The sequence below is a fragment of the Azomonas macrocytogenes genome (assembly GCF_014191985.1).
In the GTDB taxonomy this organism is placed as follows: domain Bacteria; phylum Pseudomonadota; class Gammaproteobacteria; order Pseudomonadales; family Pseudomonadaceae; genus Azomonas; species Azomonas macrocytogenes.
Genome location: NZ_JACHXI010000004.1, coordinates 1 through 22,522, shown reverse-complemented (window position 1 = coordinate 22,522; position 22,522 = coordinate 1). Strand labels below are relative to the sequence as shown.

At 58.4% G+C, this 22,522-nt stretch carries 17 protein-coding genes; 3 read left to right on the top strand and 14 right to left on the bottom strand.

Going from position 1 to position 22,522, the window contains the following annotated elements; genetic code table 11:
- Positions 1-4 precede the first annotated feature (4 nt).
- The 10 genes from FHR87_RS05415 to FHR87_RS05370 all read right to left on the bottom strand — a co-directional run bounded on the left by FHR87_RS05415 (position 5) and on the right by FHR87_RS05370 (position 12,888).
- Positions 5-1,117 carry an LLM class flavin-dependent oxidoreductase gene (locus FHR87_RS05415; protein ID WP_183165706.1) on the bottom strand — a complete coding sequence of 371 codons (1,113 nt, stop codon included), beginning with the start codon at positions 1,115-1,117 and terminating at the stop codon, positions 5-7.
- 232 nt (positions 1,118-1,349) lie between these two features.
- A complete protein-coding gene (locus tag FHR87_RS05410; protein ID WP_183165705.1) occupies positions 1,350-2,339 on the bottom strand; it encodes an ABC transporter substrate-binding protein in 990 nt (329 codons plus the stop codon).
- Positions 2,329-4,755: a TonB-dependent receptor plug domain-containing protein gene (locus FHR87_RS05405; RefSeq protein ID WP_246335802.1), complete on the bottom strand. Its 2,427-nt coding sequence runs from the start codon at positions 4,753-4,755 to the stop codon at positions 2,329-2,331. Before FHR87_RS05405 ends, FHR87_RS05410 begins: the two co-directional genes overlap by 11 nt.
- Positions 4,756-5,303: 548 nt before the next feature.
- Positions 5,304-6,101 (bottom strand): class II aldolase/adducin family protein, encoded by a 798-nt coding sequence (locus FHR87_RS05400; RefSeq protein WP_183165703.1) that lies wholly within the window; start codon positions 6,099-6,101, stop codon positions 5,304-5,306.
- A gap of 625 nt (positions 6,102-6,726) precedes the next feature.
- The gene (locus FHR87_RS05395) at positions 6,727-7,104 is read right to left on the bottom strand and encodes a 4Fe-4S dicluster domain-containing protein (protein ID WP_183165702.1); all 378 of its coding nucleotides are present in this window, start codon (positions 7,102-7,104) and stop codon (positions 6,727-6,729) included.
- Positions 7,097-8,659: an FAD-dependent oxidoreductase gene (locus tag FHR87_RS05390; RefSeq protein WP_183165701.1), complete on the bottom strand. Its 1,563-nt coding sequence runs from the start codon at positions 8,657-8,659 to the stop codon at positions 7,097-7,099. The genes FHR87_RS05395 and FHR87_RS05390 overlap by 8 nt, the downstream gene beginning before the upstream one ends.
- Positions 8,652-8,894 (bottom strand): type 2 periplasmic-binding domain-containing protein, encoded by a 243-nt coding sequence (locus FHR87_RS05385; protein ID WP_183165700.1) that lies wholly within the window; start codon positions 8,892-8,894, stop codon positions 8,652-8,654. The genes FHR87_RS05390 and FHR87_RS05385 overlap by 8 nt, the downstream gene beginning before the upstream one ends.
- 343 nt (positions 8,895-9,237) lie before the next feature.
- Positions 9,238-10,071, bottom strand: a complete 834-nt coding sequence (locus tag FHR87_RS05380; protein WP_183165699.1) for a class II aldolase/adducin family protein — start codon at positions 10,069-10,071, stop codon at positions 9,238-9,240.
- Positions 10,072-10,747: 676 nt separating this feature from the next.
- Positions 10,748-11,686, bottom strand: coding sequence for a D-isomer specific 2-hydroxyacid dehydrogenase family protein (locus FHR87_RS05375; RefSeq protein WP_183165698.1), 939 nt, complete (start codon positions 11,684-11,686; stop codon positions 10,748-10,750).
- Positions 11,683-12,888, bottom strand: coding sequence for an acyl-CoA dehydrogenase family protein (locus tag FHR87_RS05370; protein ID WP_183165697.1), 1,206 nt, complete (start codon positions 12,886-12,888; stop codon positions 11,683-11,685). The genes FHR87_RS05375 and FHR87_RS05370 overlap by 4 nt, the downstream gene beginning before the upstream one ends.
- 517 nt (positions 12,889-13,405) lie before the next feature.
- Here FHR87_RS05370 and FHR87_RS05365 point away from each other — a divergent pair.
- Positions 13,406-13,780, top strand: coding sequence for a response regulator (locus FHR87_RS05365; protein WP_183165696.1), 375 nt, complete (start codon positions 13,406-13,408; stop codon positions 13,778-13,780).
- Between the two features lie 89 nt (positions 13,781-13,869).
- Here the strand turns inward: FHR87_RS05365 and fba are convergent, their stop codons facing one another.
- The 4 genes from fba to tkt form a co-directional block, all read right to left on the bottom strand.
- Complete coding sequence (gene fba / locus FHR87_RS05360) at positions 13,870-14,934, bottom strand: class II fructose-bisphosphate aldolase (RefSeq protein ID WP_183165695.1); 1,065 nt, start codon at positions 14,932-14,934, stop codon at positions 13,870-13,872.
- 680 nt (positions 14,935-15,614) lie between these two features.
- Positions 15,615-16,775 carry a phosphoglycerate kinase gene (locus FHR87_RS05355; protein WP_183165694.1) on the bottom strand — a complete coding sequence of 387 codons (1,161 nt, stop codon included), beginning with the start codon at positions 16,773-16,775 and terminating at the stop codon, positions 15,615-15,617.
- Positions 16,776-16,822: 47 nt separating this feature from the next.
- Positions 16,823-17,881, bottom strand: coding sequence for an erythrose-4-phosphate dehydrogenase (epd, locus tag FHR87_RS05350; RefSeq protein ID WP_183165693.1), 1,059 nt, complete (start codon positions 17,879-17,881; stop codon positions 16,823-16,825).
- Positions 17,882-17,980: 99 nt separating this feature from the next.
- Positions 17,981-19,981: a transketolase gene (gene tkt / locus FHR87_RS05345; RefSeq protein WP_183165692.1), complete on the bottom strand. Its 2,001-nt coding sequence runs from the start codon at positions 19,979-19,981 to the stop codon at positions 17,981-17,983.
- Positions 19,982-20,198: 217 nt separating this feature from the next.
- On the opposite strand from tkt, the gene FHR87_RS05340 reads away from it, so the two are divergent.
- Both FHR87_RS05340 and metK read left to right on the top strand, forming a co-directional pair.
- A complete protein-coding gene (locus FHR87_RS05340; protein ID WP_183165691.1) occupies positions 20,199-21,218 on the top strand; it encodes an ArsR/SmtB family transcription factor in 1,020 nt (339 codons plus the stop codon).
- Positions 21,215-22,405 carry a methionine adenosyltransferase gene (gene metK / locus FHR87_RS05335; RefSeq protein WP_183165690.1) on the top strand — a complete coding sequence of 397 codons (1,191 nt, stop codon included), beginning with the start codon at positions 21,215-21,217 and terminating at the stop codon, positions 22,403-22,405. The genes FHR87_RS05340 and metK overlap by 4 nt, the downstream gene beginning before the upstream one ends.
- The last annotated feature ends 117 nt before the right edge of the window (positions 22,406-22,522 follow it).

The following is a 22,522-nucleotide window of genomic DNA, read 5'->3' as shown; positions in this document are numbered from 1 at the left end:
CGCCCTAGCTGGCCAAGCTGGTTTTGGCGTTTTCCTGTTGCGCGACCAGGGCGCGGATGCGCGGCAGTAGCTCCTGGCCGTACTCGACAGCGTCGCGCAGCGGATCGAAGCCGCGAAACAGGAAGGTGGTGACGCCGATGTTGTAATAGTCCAGCGCCGCCTCGGCCACTTGATCCGGCGTTCCGACCAGCGAGGTGGAATTCCCCGCAGCACTGGTCAAGCCAGCGATTTCGGTCCACAGACGCTTGTCATGCACGCGTTTCTGGCGGGAGAAATCCACCAGCCGCTCGGAACCCACATTGGTTTTCGCACCCTCCTTGAAACGCCGCCAGCCCTCCGGCTGATTGACCTGTTGCCTGGCGTTTTCCAGGATGCGCTCGGCCCGTGCCCAGGCTTCCTGCTCGGTGGCGCCGAGGATCGGGCGCAGCGATAGACTGAAGCGAATGTGCTTCTCACGGCCATATTTGGCGGCAGCCCTGCGCACCGTGGCGATGCGTTGACGGATATCCTCGATCGGCTCGCCCCACATCATGTACACATCGGCATGTTTGGCCGCCGCTTCCACTGCAGCATCAGAGGCGCCGGAGAAAAAGATCGGGATATGCGGCTTCTGGAGTGGCTTGACCTGGGTCAGGTTGTCTTCGATGCGGTAATACTTGCCCTGATGGTCGAAGGGTGCTTCGCTGGTCCAGGTTTTCTTGAGCACGTCCAGGTATTCATCAGTGCGCCGGTAACGCTCGTCCTTGTCGGCAACGGACTCTCCATCGCGCTGCAAGTCGCCGCTGTCACCGCCGGTGATCACGTTGATCGAAGCGCGTCCCCCGCTCAACTGATCCAGCGTAGCGAACTGACGGGCGGCGAAGGTCGGTGCCTGGAAACCGGGGCGGTGGGCGACCAGCAGCCCCAGTCGACTGGTATGGGCCGCCGCATAGCTGGCCAATACCAGTGAATCGGGGGCACTGGTGTTCACCGCCAGCAATGCCTTGTCGAAACCACCGTATTCCTGGGCCTGAGCGAAGGCCTTGACGAAGGCCACGTCGACCTGCTGCGAACTGCGTGGCGCCAGCGATTCGCTGCCTTCCTGCGGACCGATGAAACCGATGAATTCCAAGCTCATTTCGTGTTCTCCCAATCAGTGTGGAAAGCCTGTGCTACGGCGAGGGTGTTTTGCAGAGCCACGGATGATGCTAGGAAAAAACCCCAGTACATGCAAAAACTTCATGGAAATATACATATAATATTTAATTTTTTTATAACCAATACAAATAGGTATGGGCCATGCTCGATAGCCTGATACTGGTCCAGAAGCCACCATTGCTAACCCATCCCGCCGATGTTCTGGAGGGTGTCTATGGCCAGAGATCCTTGACCCACAAAGGCGCCACATTCAGCCGCCCTTGCAATACGCCGGTCTCGTGAAACAGGTCCGCCACGGCCTGCTGGGAGGCGATGGCTGTGTCGTCCACCGGCCCCAGGCGAAAGGGCTCGCTCTGGGCGCGGAACTGGTCGAGAAACAGCGCGGCATCGATACCGGTGATCGCCGCGCTCTTCTTCGCCCATTGCTCCGGGTGGCTCTGCACCCAATCCCAGACACACTGTTCCTGGCCCAGGTAATCCTTTATGGCGGCGACTTTGCGCGGGTCGTCCAGGGCATCACTGCGCGCGGCGATGACATAATTCCCGGACAGGTAGCCCTGGGCGGTTTTGAGGATGCGTGCACCGGTCCTGGCCAGGGCAATCTGGATATGGATGCCATAGATGACCCAGGCGTCCAGTTGTCCGCTCTGAAACGCCGAGAAGCCATCCTGCGGGGTCAGTCCCACCGGATCGATATCGGCAAAGCTCAGGCTACGCTCCTTGAGCGCCTTGATCAGGAAATAGTGCGAGGTAGTCGAGCGCACGAAACCGACGCGCTTGCCTTTGAGCTCGGCCACGTCACTGACCCGGGAACCGTTGGGCACCAGGAACACCTGATTATTGACATCACCACGCAGCACGGCGATCAGCTTGATTGGCGTCTGGCTCTGAATGGCGAAGATCGGTGGAATTTCGCTCATGCTGCCGATATCCAGGCTGCCGCTGGCCAGGGCTTCGACGATCAAATTGCCGCCGGCCAGCTCGGCGTATTTGACCCGATAAGGGCCGGGCTCGATACCAGCCTCCTTGAAGAACGAAGGCGCCATGCCCTTGTAGGTACCAACGCCCAGTTGCAGGCCGGACAGATTGCCGGACGCTACCGGAGAGCCCCGGGCCGGACGGGCCAGCCAGCCGGTGGCCAACGCCAGGCTACCGACGATCAGGAATCGGCGCCGGGTGAATGCACGCTGCTCAATAGTCATAAGCCACCTTCGCGTACCAGAAACCGCCCCCCGGATGAAATGGCGGATAGCCATAGCGACTCAGGCCATTGCTGTTATAGATCGCATGCTTGTCGGGGTGGACATTGAAAAGATTGTTGGCACCCAGGCTCAGGACGACGTTATCGGTAGCGTTATAGGAAACGTCCAGGTCGGTGATCCATTTGGCGCTGAAAGAGCGATCCCCAGAAGGGTTGTTGGCGATCGTTTTGACCTTGCCATAGCGCGTGTGCCGAAGGTCGATGACAACATCCCGGATGGCCCAGTTGGCGCCTAGAATCCACTTGGTCTTCGGAGAAGCATCCGTCAGTTCGCCTTTGCGGGCACGACCAATCAGGTTGATACCCGAGCCGGCCAGTACCCCCGGGCTGTCTACGCTGTCCTCGATCGTGGTCTTGTTCCAGTTGAAGGCAGCACTCCAGCGCACGCCGCCGAACGCCCCGAAATCGGTGAAGTGATCGGCCACCAAGTCAAGGCCACGCGTCTTGGTATCGAACGCATTGGTATAGAAGTTCGTCCAGGTAGTCGGATCCTCGCCTACTGATTCGAGAATGTTCGATACCACCCCGCTGCCCGTTTCATAGATATTTTCGGTAAGGATGATGCGATCCTTGATATAGATGAGATAGGCATCGAGCGTGACACTGGTCCTGGGCGCCGGGCGCCAGGTGAAGCCCAGCCCGTAGTTGACTGCATCTTCGGAATCCAGCTTCTTGGCGCCCATGGCCTGGGCCAACCTGGCCGAAGGAGCCACCAGGCGGGTCCGGGCAGGAACAATATTGCCATCGTTATCCATTGCCACACGGTTATCCGCCATGGTGTAGCCTTGCTGGGTCAAGGAGGGTGCGCGGAATCCTGTACCGGCGGAGCCGCGAATGCTGAAAGTATCGGTGAGCTCATAGCGCGAGCTGAGCTTTACGTTGAAGGTGCTGTCCGTATCGTCGCTGTAATGTTCAAAACGTCCGGCAAGGCCGAGGTAAAACTTATCAGTCGGATCAAAACCCAGGTCGAAATAGCCAGACCAGACATTGCGCGACAGCTTCACTTCATCCTCTGGCGTGATAACCAGAACCGCCTGGGCACCGACTGCCGTCTGCGGGCCATAAGCCAGATACAACGGGTTCGGCGAACCATCAGCCAGCAGTTCCGGATATTTATAGGGTCCTATGGTGTAGGCTTTGTCGTTCCCGGCGATGGTTTTAAAGCGCTCCCAGCGGTGCTCAGCGCCAACCGATGCCTGCAGCTTGCCGAACGCACCGGCAAAGGCACGGGTGATATCCAGGTTGTTGGCCGCCTGGTCGAATTTCAGGGTCGCCAGGTGATCGAAGGTGGTCGGCGATTCCGGTCCGTAGGTCGGGTTGAGGGTGCGATGGCTGGAATGCTGGACCTTGTTGCGCCCGTAAGTGTTGCTGAAATCCCAATTCCATTGGCTTAGCTGGCCTTTGACCCCTACCAGAAACTGATAATCGGTGTCGCGCAAATTGTTCAGCGGGACGTAGCCTCCCGGGAACAGTTCCGGTATCGAGGCATTGCCGTTGGCCAAGCGCATCCAGTTGTTGACCTGGGATTTGCGGATCCCGTAGGTCGCGTTGGAGTAGACGCGGGTATTGTTGGTCAGGGCGAATTCGGTGTTGTAACCGAGGTTCCAGGCACGGATGCGGGGATCGCCGTTGCGGACGGCCTTCCGGTTCCAGTTGGCGTTCTGCGCATCATCGAAGAACGCCCGATAATCCTTGGCTGCCTTATCGTTAAAATCGGCGTCGGCGCGTTTACGGGCGTCAAAGAACAGGTGAAGGAAGCCATCGTCGCCCAGCTCGAAACCATGATCGCCTTCGAACTTCAGGGTTTCGCCTTCGCGGGAATAGAGCATGCCGTAGCTGGCCCCCACATGCCCGCCCTGCGACGAGGACTTGAGGATAATGTTAATCACCCCCGCCACCGCATCCGAGCCATACTGAGCGGCAGCGCCATCGCGCAGGACCTCGATGCGCTCCACCGCGCTGACCGGGATCATGTCGATATCGACGTAGTTGGCCCCACTGTTATTGACCCCACCCCGGGCCGGAATGGCACTCATGTGCCGACGCTTGCCGTTCACCAGCACCAGCGTATACGCGGGGCCCAGGCTACGGTTGCTGAGCGAGCGCTGTACCGAGTTGTAACCTGCATAATTGCTGTCGAAGTTGAACGATGGCAACAGCTTGGAAAGGGCTTCCGACAACTCCGCCCGGCCGCCGGCTTTGAGAATCTGGTCACTGGTAATGATATCGATCGGCGTGGGACTGTCGGTTACAGTACGTTGCCGTTCGCGAGTTTCGGGGGAAGAGGTGGAATATGACGTGACAGTATCCAGGCGGGTCTCGCCTTCAGACTGAGTTTGCGCATGGGCCTCGGACAATAAGCCAGTAGAAGCCAGTAAAAAATACCCTAGGCACACAGAGCATTTGATCTGTGGCGACCCTGACAGAGCGTCTGGCAAAACATCATGCTCTCGCCGTTTATTGAGTTTGATAACCTGCATTTTCTCCCCTTTTAGACAAAAGCCGGCCCTTGGCTTGATAAAAAACCATTGGCGTCGAAGTGGATTTATTTCGCTTGGCAATATAAGAGTGTTATTGAGGAGTTATATATATTTCCTTTATGGCTTTATTTCGTTGTACCGATCATGGGCAAAGTATTTATCTTCTTGCGCAAAGTTAAATACGCGCCAGTCTTTACACTTGATGGCAACTAAACATCTAAAAGTTAAAGTATCGGTGTTTATATTTTTCCAGAGAGGCCGGAACCCTGTTGGCCATCGGAAGGCAAGGAATAAAAGCCCTTGTCGACCCGTTTCCGCACCTCTACGGCATGCGGGAAAATGGCACCTTCGACGAACAACTCGTCGCTGCCCTGCAGTGCTTCCGCATCTCAACGGCGTTGTTGATCCGGCGTTCGAGCCGGCGCTCAGTTCTTATAAGCCGTACCTTGCCGGTCGAGTTGCCGAATCAAGGCATCCCAATGGCGAGCTATACCGGAGTGCCCACCGTCGGAAAACACCTCGGCCTGGCGCCGCACCTTATCGATGGCCTCCTGCGAAGCAAGCAACAAGTCGGCATTGCCCCCGGCCTGGGCCGCAACCTGGATGTTGCAGGCGTACTCCAGCCCATGTAACAGCCGAAAGGCATGCTCCACACTGGTTCCTCCCGTCAGCAGGCCGTGGTTACGCAGGATCAGCACATTGCTCTGCCCGAGGTTGGCGATCAGCCGTTCCTGTTCATCCAGGTCCAGGACTACGCCCTCATAGGTGTGGTAGGCCACCCGGCCATAGTAGGTCAGAGCGTGCTGGGACAAGGGCAGCAGGCCGCCTTTCTGCGCCGAAACAGCAGCACCGTCGCGGGTATGAGTGTGCAGGACGGCTCGCAGGTCGGGGCGAGCCCGGTGGATGGCACTGTGAATCACATAACCTGCCTGGTTGATGCCAAGGCCTAGTGGGTCATCGATGATGGTGCCGTCGATATCCACCTTGACCAGATTCGAAGCGGTGATTTCATCGAACAGCAACCCGAAGCCATTGATCAGGAAATGCTCCTCGGCGCCGGGCACACGAACGGAAAAATGCGTGTAGATATGATCCGTCCAGCGAAACAGGGCCGCCAGCCGGTAGGCCGCCGCCAGCTTGACACGAACGTCCCACTCTTCTGGGAAAACCTGCGGCCGTGCACAAGAACGGAGTGTGGCGATGTGATGAGTCAGTGCGCTCATGCTGATCCTCGGTTGTTTTACTGTTGGGTTTTTTGAAAAAGAACGGCGACACGGTAATGCGTAGTAGCGCTCGCTATGAAGGGCTGCCGGGCAGGTGCGGACAACGGATCGGGACGTGGAAAATCGCAGGGATGTACTGGAAGGTTCATGGACCGCTCCGTTGACAACAGGGATTCGAATGCGCAGCGGCTGGCAGAAGCATGCTGGACATCCAGAGTGCCTCCACCTTGTAAAGTGGTCGGTCTGTTAAAACCGTATTCGCATGATTTATCTGTGTAAAAGTCTTTTTAGCTATATACAAATATTTATTTTTTTAATTTTTAGCAATTGTAAATATGCAAAAAAATGATATTAACCAGAGCTGAACGTTTCTCGTGACACCGGCAGAAACGAACCGGCAACGGCGTTGAAAACCTGATACGAAGCGCAAAGAGAAAAGCCGTGCCGCCACCAAGCCACAACGCAAGGTCTGAGTTGTCGCCAAGACTGGTGGTCTTGGCAAGGACGGCAGGATCAAAGGCAAACGACCGCAGAGGGATCGACTGAAGACGTTATCCAGCCGTGAACAGGCTCTCAGCCGTTTTCGCCACCGTTTAGCTCTAGTCCGCGAATCGTGGACAGGTTCTCAGGTTTTCCCTTCGTCTACGGCATGCTTGAACGCTGCCTGAGCCACCGCAGCACGAGCAAACACCTGCTCCATCAGGTGGTGCTTGTTCTCATGGGTGTCTGCCCATTCATCCCAGCCGGAGTCCCGACGGAACTGTCCGAGCAACCCGGAGGCCCGCAGTTGCCGTTCATCCACCGCCACGCGCCGGTCGCAGTCCGGCGCCACGTAGATGGCGTCTTCCTTGCAATAAAGCTCGCACATAAAGCAGCTCTGGCAATCCTCCCGCCGGGCAATTTCCGGGGTGCCGTTGAACACCTGATCCAGAACGTTCATGGGGCATGCCTTGACGCATAGACCGCAAGCGTTGCAGCGGTCGCTGAGAATGACTTCAATCATGTACGGCCTCCTTTTCCAGGCGTGTCCAGAGCTGTTCGAGCCCACCTACCAGCAGGCGGCTTGCGAATGCGGGGTTGGTTTCGGGGAAATCCACACGCTGCTGCTGGCCGCGACTCTCCTCGCGATCCAATGCCGCCCGGTAGCACCAGCGAGCGGTGGCAGTCAGCGCGGCCGCTTCCCGGTTCTTCTGGATATCCGGGCCGGCAATACCCGCGCCGAGCGCAGTCCAGGTCCGCTCCAGTTGGTCGAGAGAGTCGCGTAGCTTGGGGCCGGTGCGGAAAATGTTCTTGTCGTAGGGGAGTATTTCCGCCTGTACGGCGGCAACGGCCTCGTGTGCGCTGATTTGCGCTCGGCCAGCGCCTCCCAGGCCGCTCCGGGCCGAGCCGTGTACCGGCTCCCTGTCCCGGCGGCCCTGGGTTTTCGCCAGTTGGGCGACAGCCCGCCCGGACCAACACCCCGAGGACAAAGCCCAGGCTGCGTTGATCGCACCGCCGCCACTGATGGCGCCGGCGACTCGCTCGCGGGTCGCCACATCGCCGGTCGCATACAGCCCCGGCACACCGGTCTCGCACTGGGCACCGACGATGCAAATGCCACCGATACCACGGATCGTCCCTTCCGCATGCAGGGTGATTTCGAAACGCTCCCGGTATGGGTCGGTGCCCCTGCGAGCAAACGAGACGGGCACGTTGGGCGAGATGCTCGCCAGGTCACGCCGGATATCCTCGGGTACCCGGCGCAACGAACAGTAGACCGGCCCTTTGAGCAGCTCGGCGGCAAGGCGGCGATCCATATGGGGTTCGAAGAAACTGATATCCAGTTCCCGGCCATCCGCATCGAAATAGTCGGCGAAAGTGTAGATCATGGTACGTGTGATGCTGGTATGAGCCTGGGCCACGCAGTACAGACTGGAGAATTCCATGCCTGAAAAGGCTGCCCCCAGTTCAGCCGCCATCAGGTGGCCGTCGCCGGTGTTGGTGTGGCTGCCCAACAGGCCGGAAAGGAAGGTGGTGCCGCCGGTTGCCAGGATTACCCCAGCGGCGCGTACCTCAAGCTGGCGGTGCGCTTGCCGCTGGTAGAGCCGGGCTCCGGCCACCGCACCGTCGGTGTGGCGCAGCAGCTCGACGGCCGGGCTCTGGTCGAGGATGCGCACCCCCAGATCCACGCATTGGCGACGCAGGGCACGCAGGTACTCGGGGCCGCGCAGACCACGGTAGTACTTGCTGCCATCAGCCTCGCTGTGGAAGCCGTAGTAACCCTCCAGGGTCGGCAATTGTTCCCAGGTCTCGGCCATGATGCGATGCATCCACTTTCGTTCGGCGAGGCCGAAGCGACTGAGCGCCTCACGCTTGTCGATGGCCGCTTCACGCTGTTCCGGTGCCACCCACCAGTGCCCCGGACCACTGGTAGCGGCGACGCCGCTGGTGCCACAATAGCCTTTATCGGCGAGTACCACCGCCGCGCCTTTGCGAGCGGCGGCGATAGCCGCCCAAGTGCCGGCCAGGCCGCCACCGATTACCAGCACATCGGTACTCAAGGTTTCGCGATCATTCATGAGAAGTACTCTTGGCAGGTTGAAAGTAGCCCGGCAGCAGGCCGTCGACAGCCCGTACCGGGCGGGTGACGATGCCTTCTTCGCGATAGGTGTCGGCGATGTCCTGCAACGTGGCGATATCCGCCGCGCCGATGGCCTCGACCGAGAAGCGGGCACCGGCGTTGGCCTGTTGACAGATTTCAGCGGCGATGCCAGTGACTCTTGCCTGGGCAGCTACGGACTTCGCAGGAGACATGACTGCTTTCAATAAAACTCATCGAAATAGTCAGAGCACTTGGATAAAACCCGGTATTGATATGGCGTTGACTATTCATAATTACTCATAACATCCTGTATTAAGTAAAAACGTTATCCAGCCATAAAGTTGGCTCCATGGTATGAATAGAATTTTCAATTAAACACTGAAACTTTCACTCAATCGGAAGTTGTATCCTGCACGCACTTTAGAACCCTGCTTTAAACAAGGAACAGAAACTTTTTCTTGAGAATTAACGTTGATAGTTTCATCATAGATAGTCCCCAGTACAACTTCACTCATTAGATCGAGCAAGAATCGCGACGAAACCGGTCCCCTCCTGCTATTCAAGAAAATCTGGCTCTTCGCGGATGATCCGATCCCACTGCGGGAGAAAGCTCAGCGTCTCGAATGCCTCATTGCCCAGTATTTCCGTACGCCTGGCGACCTCATGCTCGATTCGCCTTGGCGTGCCTGCGGCTTCGGCCAGCAGTTGTGCCTGGGCCGCGTTATCGAAGGCAAGATAGCGCCAGACGGCCGCTTCCACGCTGGCACCCACGGTCAGAAAGCCGTGATTTTGCAGAATGAGAGCCTTGTTGCGCGGGCCGAGGGCCTTGGCGATCTTTTTGCCTTCGGAGGCGTCCAGCACCACGCCATTGAATTCTGCAAAAAGTGAATGGCTTTCGTAAAAGGCGCAGGAGTCCTGGGTCAGAGGATCCAACAGGCGCCCCAGAGTCGACCAGGCCTTGCCGTAAGTGGAATGGGTGTGCGCCGCGGCAATCACATCCGGCCGGGCCTTGTGCAGTTCCGAGTGGATCGCGAAGGCGGCCTGGTTGAGATAGCCGTCACCTTCGACAATGTCCCCCTCGTGATTGACCAGAATCAGATCGGAAACCCGGATATGACCGAAGTAGACACCATGCGGGTTGACCCAGAAGCGATCACTGTGCTCCGGATCGCGCACGGTAATGTGCCCCGCGCCGCCATAGTCGTAGCCATGGCGAGCGAAAATCCTGAATGCGGCGGCCAGCCGCTGTTTGCGGTACAGGCGCTCCTCGGCCGGCGTGTGAGCACTGGCGGGTACGCTCCAGCGGTTCGGCTTGGCCGGGTTGCGTGGCAAGTCGTAGATCGATGGGCGTGGCAGATTACTGTGCAGTGGCGCGAGCTTGGCGTTCATGGCGGTTCTCATCGACGGAGTGGTTTTGAAAGGAATGTCCCGGGACGGCGCGGCGATGTCCAAATGGCTGGATAATTGGCCGCGAAGGATGGCTTTGGGCGCTGCCCGCAAGCGGGGATGTATTCGTTGAGGTTGGAGCGCAGACCGACACAAAACGGGGTAGCTTGCTGGGTAGAATCACCTACCAGATCAGCTCGCCGATGCCGAACCAGAGGATGAACAGCGGCACGGACAAGGCAGGAGCCTGTGACGCCCACTGGGCTGAAGTCGGGTCCGGAAGAGCAAGGGACAGTTGGCATTTCGAATTCCGTAGTCTTTGCAACTTATTATCGAGGTCTGGATCTCCTCCACCTGGTTGGGGTCGGTTTGAACTGAAATTACACATATATAAAAAATAAAAGAAAGGCTTTTTAGTTATATGTTAATTATGCATATTTATCATCAACAATAAGAATAAATATGCATTTTAATCATCAATAGAACACTGAAACTCTCACCACAGCCGCTCGGCCTGTTTGACGAGATTGCACTCAAACGGTATCACGCAGGCGTTTCATCACGCGCACAACACTGCTCGACAGCACACATAGGGCGACAGACTGTGATCGCTCGCCATGACGCTTCGATCTTGGCAGCCCAGTTCAGCAATACCGATGGCTGAGGCTGGAGACAGGTATCAGTAACCGCGGGCGATGTTCACGGAATTGAGCAATTGCCGTCCCGACTTGAAGCGTTCGAGGTTGTCGAGGAACAGGGCCGCGATATTTCGCTGGCTGTCCGTCGATACGGAAGAGGTATGCGGGGATATCCGCACGCGGGGATGGAAATAGAGCCAGTGCCCTTCCGGCAAGGGTTCCGGATCCGTGACATCAAGAGTCGCCAGGCGCAGACGGCCGGAGTCCAGCGCTTCCCGCAGGGCTTCCTGATCCAGCAGCCCGCCATGGGCGATATTGATCAGATGCTGACCTGACTTGGAGTGGCTGAGGACATCGCGGCCAACCAGATACTGTGTGGCGGCCGTCAAGGGTACAGCAATGACCAGATGATCCGAGCGCTCGGCCAGTTCACGGATATCCTTTGCCGACTCGACGCCTGGATGATCGATGGTCCGATTGTCCCTGCCCAGCGCCAGGACGTGGATATCCAGTGCCCTGGCCTTGTCCGCCAGGCATTGTCCAATCGAGCCGAAGCCCAGGATGCCCAAAGTGGTGCCCCTGACCGGGCTCAAGTGAGTGAACGACCATCGGGCATCCCGAACCCAGATATCCGGCAGATGCTTGGCAGCGGAAAAAATCGCCGCCAGTACGAATTCAGCAATGCTGTGAGACGCCGTCCCTCTGGCAGTGGTCACGCGCGGCACGGTAAAGAGCCAATCAGGATACGCATCGATTCCGGACGAAACCAACTGGATCCACTCCAGTTGGAAGGGCCATCCCGACGGCGGCTCGGGCATGGAAACACCGCGGACATTGATCGGCCGGACGATGAATGCTCTGGTGTCCGGCGGGATATCCGGCAATCCTTGCACCGCGACAAGCCGGTCGTTCGGCAAGCGTGCCTGAAGAAAGTCATTCGCCTCAGGGTCGAGTTGGCTGGCGATGGTAATTCTGCTCATGTGGCTGATCCTGCAGCCGCACCGAACGCACTCCTGCCAACACTGCCGAAGACCACATCATCCTGGGGTGTATGTACCCTGGCGCAGAGCACATCGCGGTAATGCCGCTCCAGCGGATACTTGCGCGAAAGGCCCGGATTGCCGACGGCCTCGACCGCCAGCTCGACGGCGCGGATCGCATTGCTAGTAGCCAGTTGCTTGATCTGCCCGGCGTGCGCGGCAGAAACATGCCCGGCAGCGGCCGACTCGAGCAGGTTGCGGTTGGCGAATAGCAGCGTATCGATACGCCCGACGGTTTCCTGAAAACGCGGCAGGCTGGCCAATGTCGCCCCCAGGTTGGACGGTTTGCGCTCCTGCAGCCAGGCAACCAGCCAGTCCCTGGCAGCCTGGGCCACGCCGTCATAGAGTGAAGACAGCAGAACGGCCATCCACAGGGCGCCTTCGGCATCGAACTCTGGCGTAGGTGCGCTCCAAGGGCTGACGCTGACGGCATGCTCGAGAGGCACCCGCACATCGCTGAACTCGACTTCATGGCTGCAAGTGGCACGCATGCCCAGATGATCCCAGTCCTCGATAATACGGATGCCAGGAGTGTCTTTGTGCACCAACCAGGCGCCGACAAGCGGGTCCGGATCGTCGCTGCGCGCCCAGACCAGGTACCAGGTGACACCAAAACTGCCAGTGGAGTAGATCTTGCTGCCGTTGATCAGCCAACCCTCGGCAGTGCGCCGAGCCAGAGTGCCGGGGAGCCCGCCGCGCGCAGGGGTACCCAGTTCGGGTTCGACGCGAAAGGCATTGATCAGCGCGCCATCGCGCACCGCCTCGTCGGCGAGACGCCGACGCAGATGCTCGGGCCAGCGCGTATTACGTTGCAGGCGATACTGGTGCAGATACTGCATCGCCAGGATCAGTGCAGTGGAAGGTTCGCCCTTGGCAACCGCCGAGATGACTTTGCGCGCCTCGTCCAGCCCTCCACCGCCGCCACCCACTGCCTGGGGGATGGTCAAGGCCAGCAGACCATGCTCATGCAGTCGGCGGAAATTTTCCGCCGGGAAAGCTCCGGAACGATCATAGTCGCCGGCGCTTTCGGAAAAGATCTGGGTAAGTTCATCCAGGATGACATCGAGGTTCGCCTGGAAACCAGTGACGGGCTTGCCGTCCGGCAGGCTTGAAAGGCGGGCTTGCGGCGCTGAAAGACTCATGGGCTACTCTGCTGCTTCCGGTTCGCGGTAGAAAATCAAAATCGAGCGTTGACACCGCTCTGGCGGCACTCGGACAAGACCGTATTCGCATGAGTCGTTTCTGTAAAAGGCTTTGTAGCTATAAGCAAATCATGCATTTTTATTATTATGATCAATCGCAACATGCAACATAAGAATATTAAGACTCGGGCGACCTCCTCTCTCCGGCAAGCTGATCCTCCCAAAGCACAACTGTCCGGATTGAGCATCCAACCGTACCAATAGCAGTCGGCCGGCATGCAGCTGCGCTTACGCAGGCTGCACTTGGCCACCACTCGAGGCAATGGCCAGCGATCAGCGCACATTTTCGAAGGAAGAGTGAGAAAACCATCTCATTAAACACTCGACGGGCTGTATGAAACTTGCCGAAAGAGGTTTGATCCAATGATCGGCTTGCAAGCGATGGCTATACGAGCGCCAACCAAATACCCAACGCACATCCTGAAACATTCGTAGAAAGGTTGAGAAATCATCAATCATGACGTCAGCATTCAAAGTCGTCCTCATCGTCGAAGACGAGCCGCATATCCTCAATCTGCTTTCCGACTATCTAGCCGACGAAGGCTATCAGGTCCTGGAAGCGGAAAACTCCAGCCGGGCATTTGAAATACTGGCAACCAAACCGCAGCTCGACCTGCTGGTAACCGATTACAACCTGCCGGATGGTATCTCCGGCGTGATGATCGCCGAGCCGGCCCTCAAACTCCGTCCCGATCTCAAGATCATTTTCATCAGTGGCTATCCGATCGAGATTTTCGAGAGCGGCAGTCCGGTAACCCGCTTGGCGCCGGTTCTGTCCAAGCCTTTCTCGCTCGATATGCTGCATAACGAAATCCAGCAATTACTGGATTGAACAGAAATATTCCGGTAGTACCATGATTTTCAGGTGTAAAAAAAGCGGAGCAGACCAGCCACCCCGCGTTTGAGTACGAACAAGCGGATTCAGTTGACCTTTGGATCCAGTTCGCCCTTGCCATAACGCACGAACATGGCCTCCAGCGAGAGCGGTTTGATCTTCGATGCATTGCCGGCGGTACCAAAAGCTTCATAACGGGCAATGCAGACATCGCGCATAGCCGTTACGGTCTTGGCCAGATATTTGCGCGGATCGAATTCGCTGCGGTTCTTCGCCATGAATTCACGGATGGCCCCCGTGGACGCCAGACGCAGATCGGTATCGATGTTGATCTTGCGTACGCCGTGCTTGATACCTTCGACGATTTCCTCGACGGGCACACCGTAGGTTTCCTTGATATCACCACCGTTCTCGTTGATGATTTTCAGCCACTCCTGCGGGACGGACGAAGATCCGTGCATCACCAGATGAGTATCCGGGATGCGCGCATGAATCTCCTTGATACGCTGGATCGACAAGGTATCGCCAGTCGGTGGCTTGCTGAACTTGTAGGCACCGTGGCTGGTACCAATGGCAATCGCCAGGGCATCGACCTTGGTGGCCTGGACGAAGCGCGCAGCCTCTTCCGGATCGGTCAGCAACTGGCTGTGATCCAGCGTGCCCTCGGCACCGACACCGTCTTCCTCGCCAGCCATGCCGGTTTCCAGACTGCCCAGACAGCCCAATTCGCCTTCGACGGAGACGCCACAGGCATGGGCAAAGGCCACTGTCTGCTGGGTCACTCGCACGTTGTAGTCGTAATCAGAAGGTGTCTTGCCGTCTTCCTTGAGCGAACCATCCATCATGACCGAAGAAAAGCCCAGTTGGATCGAGCGCTGACAGATATCCGGACTGGTGCCGTGATCCTGATGCATGACCAGGGGAATATGCGGAAACTCCTCAACCGCAGCCAGAATCAGGTGACGCAGAAAAGGCGCACCGGCATATTTACGAGCACCGGCGGAGGCCTGGACGATCACCGGAGAATCGGTCTTGTCAGCCGCTTCCATGATGGCGCGCATCTGCTCAAGGTTGTTGACGTTGAAAGCCGGCACGCCATAGCCGAATTCGGCGGCGTGATCGAGCAACTGGCGCATGCTGATGAGTGCCATGTTTTTCCTGTCTCCCGGTTAAGGACATATTATCGGTAAAGCCTGCCGCAGGGATCGAAGCCTTTCAAGCACCACACTGCATCGGCACAGCATTGTAGTAGCAGGCGCATGAATTGCTACCTGCCGCCTCCTGGGTCCAGCCCCCGACACCAACCAGTAAAGCGACCGGCAGGAGCGGCAACCGCTACCACGGCTATAGGAAAGTGGCGGCGCCCGCAGGTTCCTTGGGCGAGCACGGAATATTTCCAGGCCACCGATCTTTCGGCAAAGATTCATTCGGAAATAAATGCACAGCAGTAGCAGCAAGCCGGCTCGGTCCCTGGGACACCTTACCGGCAACGCTGCTGACCCAGTTGACTACCTGTAGCAGTGGGATCACCAGTGCTCAGGACAGCTACGCGCTGATCGTTCTGGGCAGTGGGCCCAACCGCTGGCGGCGGAGAAAAAACTTCGCATGTCGAACGCCCGGCACAGCCTGTCACCCAACAGCAAACCAAGGCAAAAAAAATCAGGCGCATACCAAGCACCTCTCCACGATCCTGAGCTTTCGGCTAAGACCACGAATTCGCCTGATTGGTTGCCCAAGCCACGAAAAGTCGGAGCAGGACAGAAAATTCCGGCCTGGTCGGAAACACTGCAGCGGCAGGAACGACAGGCAATCCGTCCCTGCCAGCAAGAAATCAGAGTGCGCGCTGTTGCAAGACTTCAACGGCCGGCAATGTCTTGCCTTCGACGAATTCGAGGAAGGCTCCACCGCCGGTAGAAATATAGGAAATCTTTTCACCAACGCCATACTTGTCGATTGCCGCCAGGGTATCGCCGCCACCGGCAATGGAAAACCCGGAGCTTTCGGCAATCGCTTCGGCCAGGGCCTTGGTACCACCACCGAACTGCTCGAACTCGAATACGCCGACCGGACCGTTCCAAAGGATGGTCTTGCAGGATTTCAGCAGCTCGGCAAATTGCGCCGCAGTCTGCGGACCAATGTCGAGGATCATGTCATCGTCGGCAACATCGGCAACGGCTTTAACCGTCGCCTCGGCCGTCTCGGCAAACTCCTTGGCCACCACCACATCTACCGGCAATGGCACGTTGACCTTGGCAGCGATGGCCTTGGCGGTATCGACCAGATCGGCTTCGTACAGGGACTTGCCGACCTTGTAACCGGCAGCAGCCAGGAAGGTATTGGCGATGCCGCCGCCAACGATCAAGCGATCACAAATCTGTGCCAGAGAGTTGAGTACGTCCAGCTTGGTGGAAACCTTGGAACCGGCAACGATTGCCGCCATCGGACGGGCTGGGTTGCTCAGCGCCTGCCCCAGCGCCTCCAACTCGGCAGCCAGCAAAGGACCGGCACAGGCAACCTTGGCGAACTTGGCAACACCATGGGTCGAACCTTCGGCCCGGTGGGCAGTACCGAAGGCATCCATGACGAACACATCGCACAATGCAGCGTATTTCTGTGCCAGTTCGTCGGTGTTCTTTTTCTCACCCTTGTTGAAGCGTACATTCTCGAAGAGCACCAGCTCGCCGGGCTTGATGTTGATGCCGTCCAGGTATTGCCTGATTAGTGGAACCTCTCGCCCCAAGGCCTTGCTCAGGTAGTCGGCCACCGGCTTGAGGCTGTTTTCTTCGGAAAATTCGCCTTCGGTCGGACGCCCCAGGTGCGAGCAGACCATCACTGCTGCACCTCTTTCCAGCGCGGTATGCAGGGTGGGCAAGGCCGCCAGGATGCGTGCATCGCTTGTCACCACCCCATCTTTCACCGGCACATTGAGGTCTTCACGAATCAGGACGCGCTTGCCGTTGAGATCGAGGTCGGTCATCTTCAAAATATTCATAGATCCTTCCTTAAAATTCCCCAGTCGAAATGCAACGACTACCTAGATCAATTCCGCTCGGCAGCGCTGTGTGCGACGCTCAGATAGTGCTCGGCTACATCGAGCATGCGGTTGGCGAATCCCCATTCGTTGTCGAACCAGGCCAGCACGTTGACCAGCCGGGGCCCGGACACCTGAGTCAAGCTGCCATCGACGATGGCTGAATGCGGGTCATGATTGAAATCGCAACTGGCATGCGGCAACTCGGTATAAGCCAGCAACCCCTTGAGCGGCCCAGCCGCTGCGGCTTCGCGTAGAATCCGATTGATCTCCCGTGCATCGGTATCGCGGGCAACCTGCAAGGTGATATCCAGGCAGGACACATTTACCGTCGGCACCCGCACCGCTTTGGCCTGAATCCTTCCGGAGAGTTCCGGCAGCAGCCGCTCGATACCTCGCGCAAGCCCTGTCGAAACCGGAATCACCGACTGGAAGGCCGAACGAGTACGACGCAGATCTTCGTGGTGATAGGCATCGATCACCGGCTGATCGTTCATCGCTGAATGAATAGTGGTGATGGAGACGTACTCCAGGCCGAGCGCATCATCGAGCAGCCTGAGCAACGGCACGCTGCAATTGGTCGTACAGGAAGCATTGGAAACCAGCCGTTCGCGCCCAGTCAGGCCATGCTGGTTGATCCCCATGACCACCGTCGCATCAATATCCGCCTCACTGGCCATGGGCTGGGAAAATAGCACTCGCGGGACGCCGGCATGCAAAAAACGCAAGCCATCGGCCCGCGTGTGGTAGACACCGGAGCACTCCAGCAGCAGATCGATACCCAGTGCGCGCCAATCGATGGCTTCCGGCGTGGCCTGGCGTAGTACCGCCACCCGGCGCCCATTCAGACGCAAGCAATCTCCTTCGACGCCCACCTGTCCCGGAAAGCGACCATGGGTCGAATCGAAACGGGTCAGGTATTCCAGGCTGGCGATGTCGGCCAGATCGTTCAAGGCGACGATATCGAAGGAAAATGCCGCACCGCGCTCATGAAAGGCGCGCAATACGCAACGGCCAATACGGCCGTAGCCGTTCAGGGCGATGCGGTAGGGAAGGTTCGATGGCATGAGGGAAGCTCGTTCCGTGACAAGTCGGAAGTGGCAGGGCCGGGAGCTGAAGACGACACAGACCGCTTGTACTTCCAGCTCCAGGCTTCCAACTGTTATTTAGCCGTTGGCTCTCAGCAACTCTTGCGCTGTCGCCACGATATTATCAACCGTAAAGCCAAAATGTTCGAACAGTTGCCCGGCCGGCGCGGATTCGCCAAAGGTGGTCATGCCGATGACGCGACCGTCGAGGCCGACGTATTTGTACCAGTAATCGGCATGCGCCGCCTCGATGGCGATACGTGCACCTGTACGCGGCAGCACCTGTTGCCGGTAGGCCGCGCTCTGGGCTTCGAACACGCTGGTACAGGGCATGGAAACCACGCGCACGCGGCGCCCCATCTCGCTCAAGCGCATGCTGGCCTGCATGGCCAGGCCGACTTCCGACCCGGTGGCAATCAGGATCAGCTCCGGCTCTCCCATACAATCCTTGAGAATATAGCCACCCCGCGAAATGGCCGCTTCGGTCTCGTCGTCACGCAGATGGAAAGGCAGGTTCTGCCGAGAAAAAACCAGCGCCGATGGACCATCTCTCCGCTCTACCGCATGCTTCCAGGCCACGGCGGCCTCCATGGTATCGGCTGGCCGCCAGGTATCCAGACCGGGGGTCAGGCGCAGATTGGCCAGTTGCTCGATCGGCTGATGGGTCGGGCCGTCCTCGCCAAGGCCGATGGAATCGTGAGTGAAAATATAGATCACCCGCAGCTTCATCAGGGCGGACATACGGATTGCGTTGCGCGCGTACTCCATGAAGACCAGGAAGGTGGCTCCATAAGGAATCAGGCCGCCATGCAAGGCGATGCCGTTCATTATTGCGCTCATGCCGAACTCGCGTACGCCGTAGTACAGGTAATTGCCGGTGGCATCTTCCTGCACGACCGGCTTGCAACCCTTCCACAGGGTCAGGTTGGAGCCGGTAAGGTCTGCCGAGCCGCCGAACAACTCGGGCAACAGTGGGCCAAAAGCATTCAGGCAATTCTGGCTGGCCTTGCGGCTGGCGATGCTCTCACCTTTCTGAGCCACCTCGCGCACGAAAGCCGAAGCCTTTTCCGCGAAGTCCTCCGGCAGCTCGCCGGCCATGCGGCGCTTGAGCTCGACAGCCAGCTCAGGATGAGTCTTGGCATAGGCGGCGAAACGCCGATCCCAGTCGCCTTCGACCTTGCTGCCAGCTTCTTTGGCGTCCCACTCGGCATAAATGTCGGCCGGAACCTCGAACGGTGGATGCTGCCAGCCCAGGTTGGCGCGGGTCAAGGCCACTTCCTCCACGCCCAGGGCCGCCCCGTGGCAGTCTTCCTTCCCCTGCTTGTTCGGCGAGCCGAAGCCAATGACAGTCTTGCAACAGATCAGGGTTGGCTGGTCGCTCTTGCGAGCGGTATCGATGGCGGTCTTGACCTCATCGGCATCATGTCCATCGACATTGCGGATCACCTGCCAGCCGTAGGCCTCGAAGCGAGCCGGCGTATCATCGGTGAACCAACCATGGACTTCACCATCGATGGAAATACCATTATCGTCATAGAAGGCGATCAACTTACTCAAGCCGAGAGTGCCGGCCAGTGAACAGACTTCATGGGAAATACCTTCCATCATGCAGCCATCACCCAGGAAGACGTAGGTGTAATGATCGATGATCTCGTGTCCCACGCGGTTGAACTGCTCAGCCATGACCTTTTCCGCCAGCGCCATGCCGACGGCGTTGGCGATGCCCTGGCCGAGCGGACCGGTAGTCGTCTCGACACCAACCGTATGACCGTACTCGGGATGCCCCGGCGTCTTGCTATGCAACTGGCGGAAATCCTGTAGATCCTCGATCGACAGGGCATAACCGGTCAAATGCAGCAGGGCGTAGCTCAGCATGGAACCATGCCCATTGGACAGCACGAAGCGGTCGCGATCGATCCACTGCGGATTGTGCGGATTGTGCTTGAGATAATCTCGCCAGAGCACCTCGGCGATATCTGCCATACCCATCGGAGCACCCGGGTGGCCGCTGTTGGCTTTCTGCACGGCATCCATGCTCAAGGCACGGATGGCATTGGCTCGCTCACGACGGCTGGGCATCGCTGAAATCTCCTAGGGGGGCTGAATCGAAAAGGACACATCTTCGCTCAGTCAGCTATCGGCGAGCAATGTCGGATAGTTGTAGAGTGCTCCGAAAAGAAGTTTTCCATGTCATGGGTAAAGGAATAGCCTTCTACGCCCCAACCGGCAACAGCAATATCAATATTTTTTGATATTGCTGTTGCTGAATGAAAAATGCGCGATTAGACTGCGCCCCATGAATTTGCGTGCCCCTCAGCTCCACTTCGACGAACGCGACCAGCTCGCCACCCTGTGCAAGGCCAGTGGCGATCCATTGCGCCTGAACGTGCTGCGGGTACTGGCCAGCGACTCCTTTGGCGTATTGGAGCTGGCCCAGATCTTCGCCATTGGCCAATCCGGCATCAGCCATCACCTCAAGGTGCTGGCGCAGGCCGGACTGGTGGCAACACGCCGGGAAGGCAATGCGATCTTTTATCGACGGGCGCTGGCAGCCAGTGAAATGCCAGCCAGCACTTTGCACGCTGCCTTGCTGGAAGCAATCGACCGTTTGCAGTTGCCGGCAGACGTACAGAGCCGGATTGCCGACGTGCATGCTCGCCGCAATGCCGCCAGCGAGGACTTCTTCGCGCGTATGGCCGGCAGCTTCCAGGCCCGCCAGGATCTGATTGCCGGCCTGCCGCAATACTGCGACAGCCTGCTGGCGCTGCTCGATGCACTGAGCATTGATCCAACCACAACGGCACTGGAGGTCGGCCCGGGCGACGGCGGCTTTCTCCCCGAACTGGCGCGCCGCTTCGGGCAGGTCACCGCCGTGGACAACAGCCCGGCGATGCTGGAGCTGGCGCGCCAGCAATGCGAAAAACTGGGCCTGGAGAATGTCCGACTGGAGCTCGCCGATGCCTTGCTGGATGACTGTGCCACCGCCGATTGTGTGATCCTGAACATGGTCTTGCACCACCTGGCCGCGCCTGGCGAGGCGATGAAGCAGTTGGCGCGCCTGGTCAATCCGGGCGGCAGTTTGCTGATCACCGAGCTGTGCAGCCACAACCAGAACTGGGCCAGGGAAGCGTGCGGCGATCTCTGGCTCGGCTTCGAACAGGACGATCTGGCCCGCTGGGCCATCGCTGCCGGGCTGGTGCCCGGCGAAAGTCTTTACATTGGCTTGAAGAACGGTTTTCAGATCCAGGCCCGGCATTTTTCCCGACCGCCGCTGACGACCCTCTCACTCACCGGTAATTTAGGAACCGCCAGATGAGCGAATACTCGATTTTCACTTCCGAATCCGTGTCCGAAGGGCATCCGGACAAGATCGCCGACCAGATCTCCGATGCGGTCCTGGACGCCATCCTCGTTGAGGACAAACAGGCCCGCGTTGCCTGCGAGACCCTGGTCAAGACGGGTGTGGCCATCATCGCCGGCGAGGTCAGCACCTCCGCCTGGATCGACCTTGAACAACTGGTCCGCGACGTGATTGTCGATATCGGCTACACCAGCTCAGACGTCGGCTTCGACGGTGCTACCTGCGGGATTCTCAATATCATTGGCAAGCAGTCAGTGGACATCGCCCAGGGTGTGGACCGCAGTAAACCCGAGGACCAGGGCGCCGGCGATCAGGGTCTGATGTTCGGCTATGCCAGCAACGAGACCGACGTACTGATGCCTGCACCGATCTGCTTCTCCCACCGTCTGGTGGAGCGCCAGGCCGAAGCGCGTAAGTCGGGTCTCTTGCCCTGGCTACGTCCGGATGCGAAATCCCAGGTCACCTGCCGCTACGAGAACGGCAAAGTGGTCGGCATCGACGCCGTGGTGCTGTCCACCCAGCACAACCCTGAGGTGAAGTACAGCGACCTGCGCGAGGCGGTGATGGAATTGGTCGTCAAGCACACCCTACCGGCCGAGTTGCTGCACAAGGGTACCCAGTTCCATATCAATCCGACCGGCCAGTTCATCATTGGCGGGCCGGTAGGTGACTGTGGCCTGACCGGCCGCAAGATCATCGTCGATTCCTATGGTGGCATGGCCCGTCATGGTGGCGGCGCCTTCTCCGGCAAGGATCCGTCGAAAGTCGACCGCTCGGCCGCCTATGCCGGTCGCTACGTGGCCAAGAACATCGTTTCCGCCGGCCTCGCCGACCGCTGCGAAATCCAGGTGTCCTACGCCATCGGCGTGGCCCAGCCGACGTCCATTTCGATCAATACCTTCGGTACCGGCAGAATCAGCGACGAGCGCATCGTGCAACTGGTCCGCGAATATTTCGACCTGCGCCCCTATGCGATTACCACAATGCTTGACCTGCTGCACCCGATGTATAAGGCCACTGCGGCCTACGGCCACTTCGGTCGTCATCCGCAACAGGTGACGGTAGGCGACGATACCTTCACCACCTTTACCTGGGAGCGTACCGACAAAGCCGAAGCCTTGCGTACTGCCGCCGGCCTGTAATAGCTGTTCACAGGCGTTCTGGCTAGGGTCTGTTGACGTTTCACATGGGGAGCCATAGAAACCCACAGGCCATGGCTACCATGCTCTCGTAATTTCGCTTCAGCTTGTCGTAGCGGA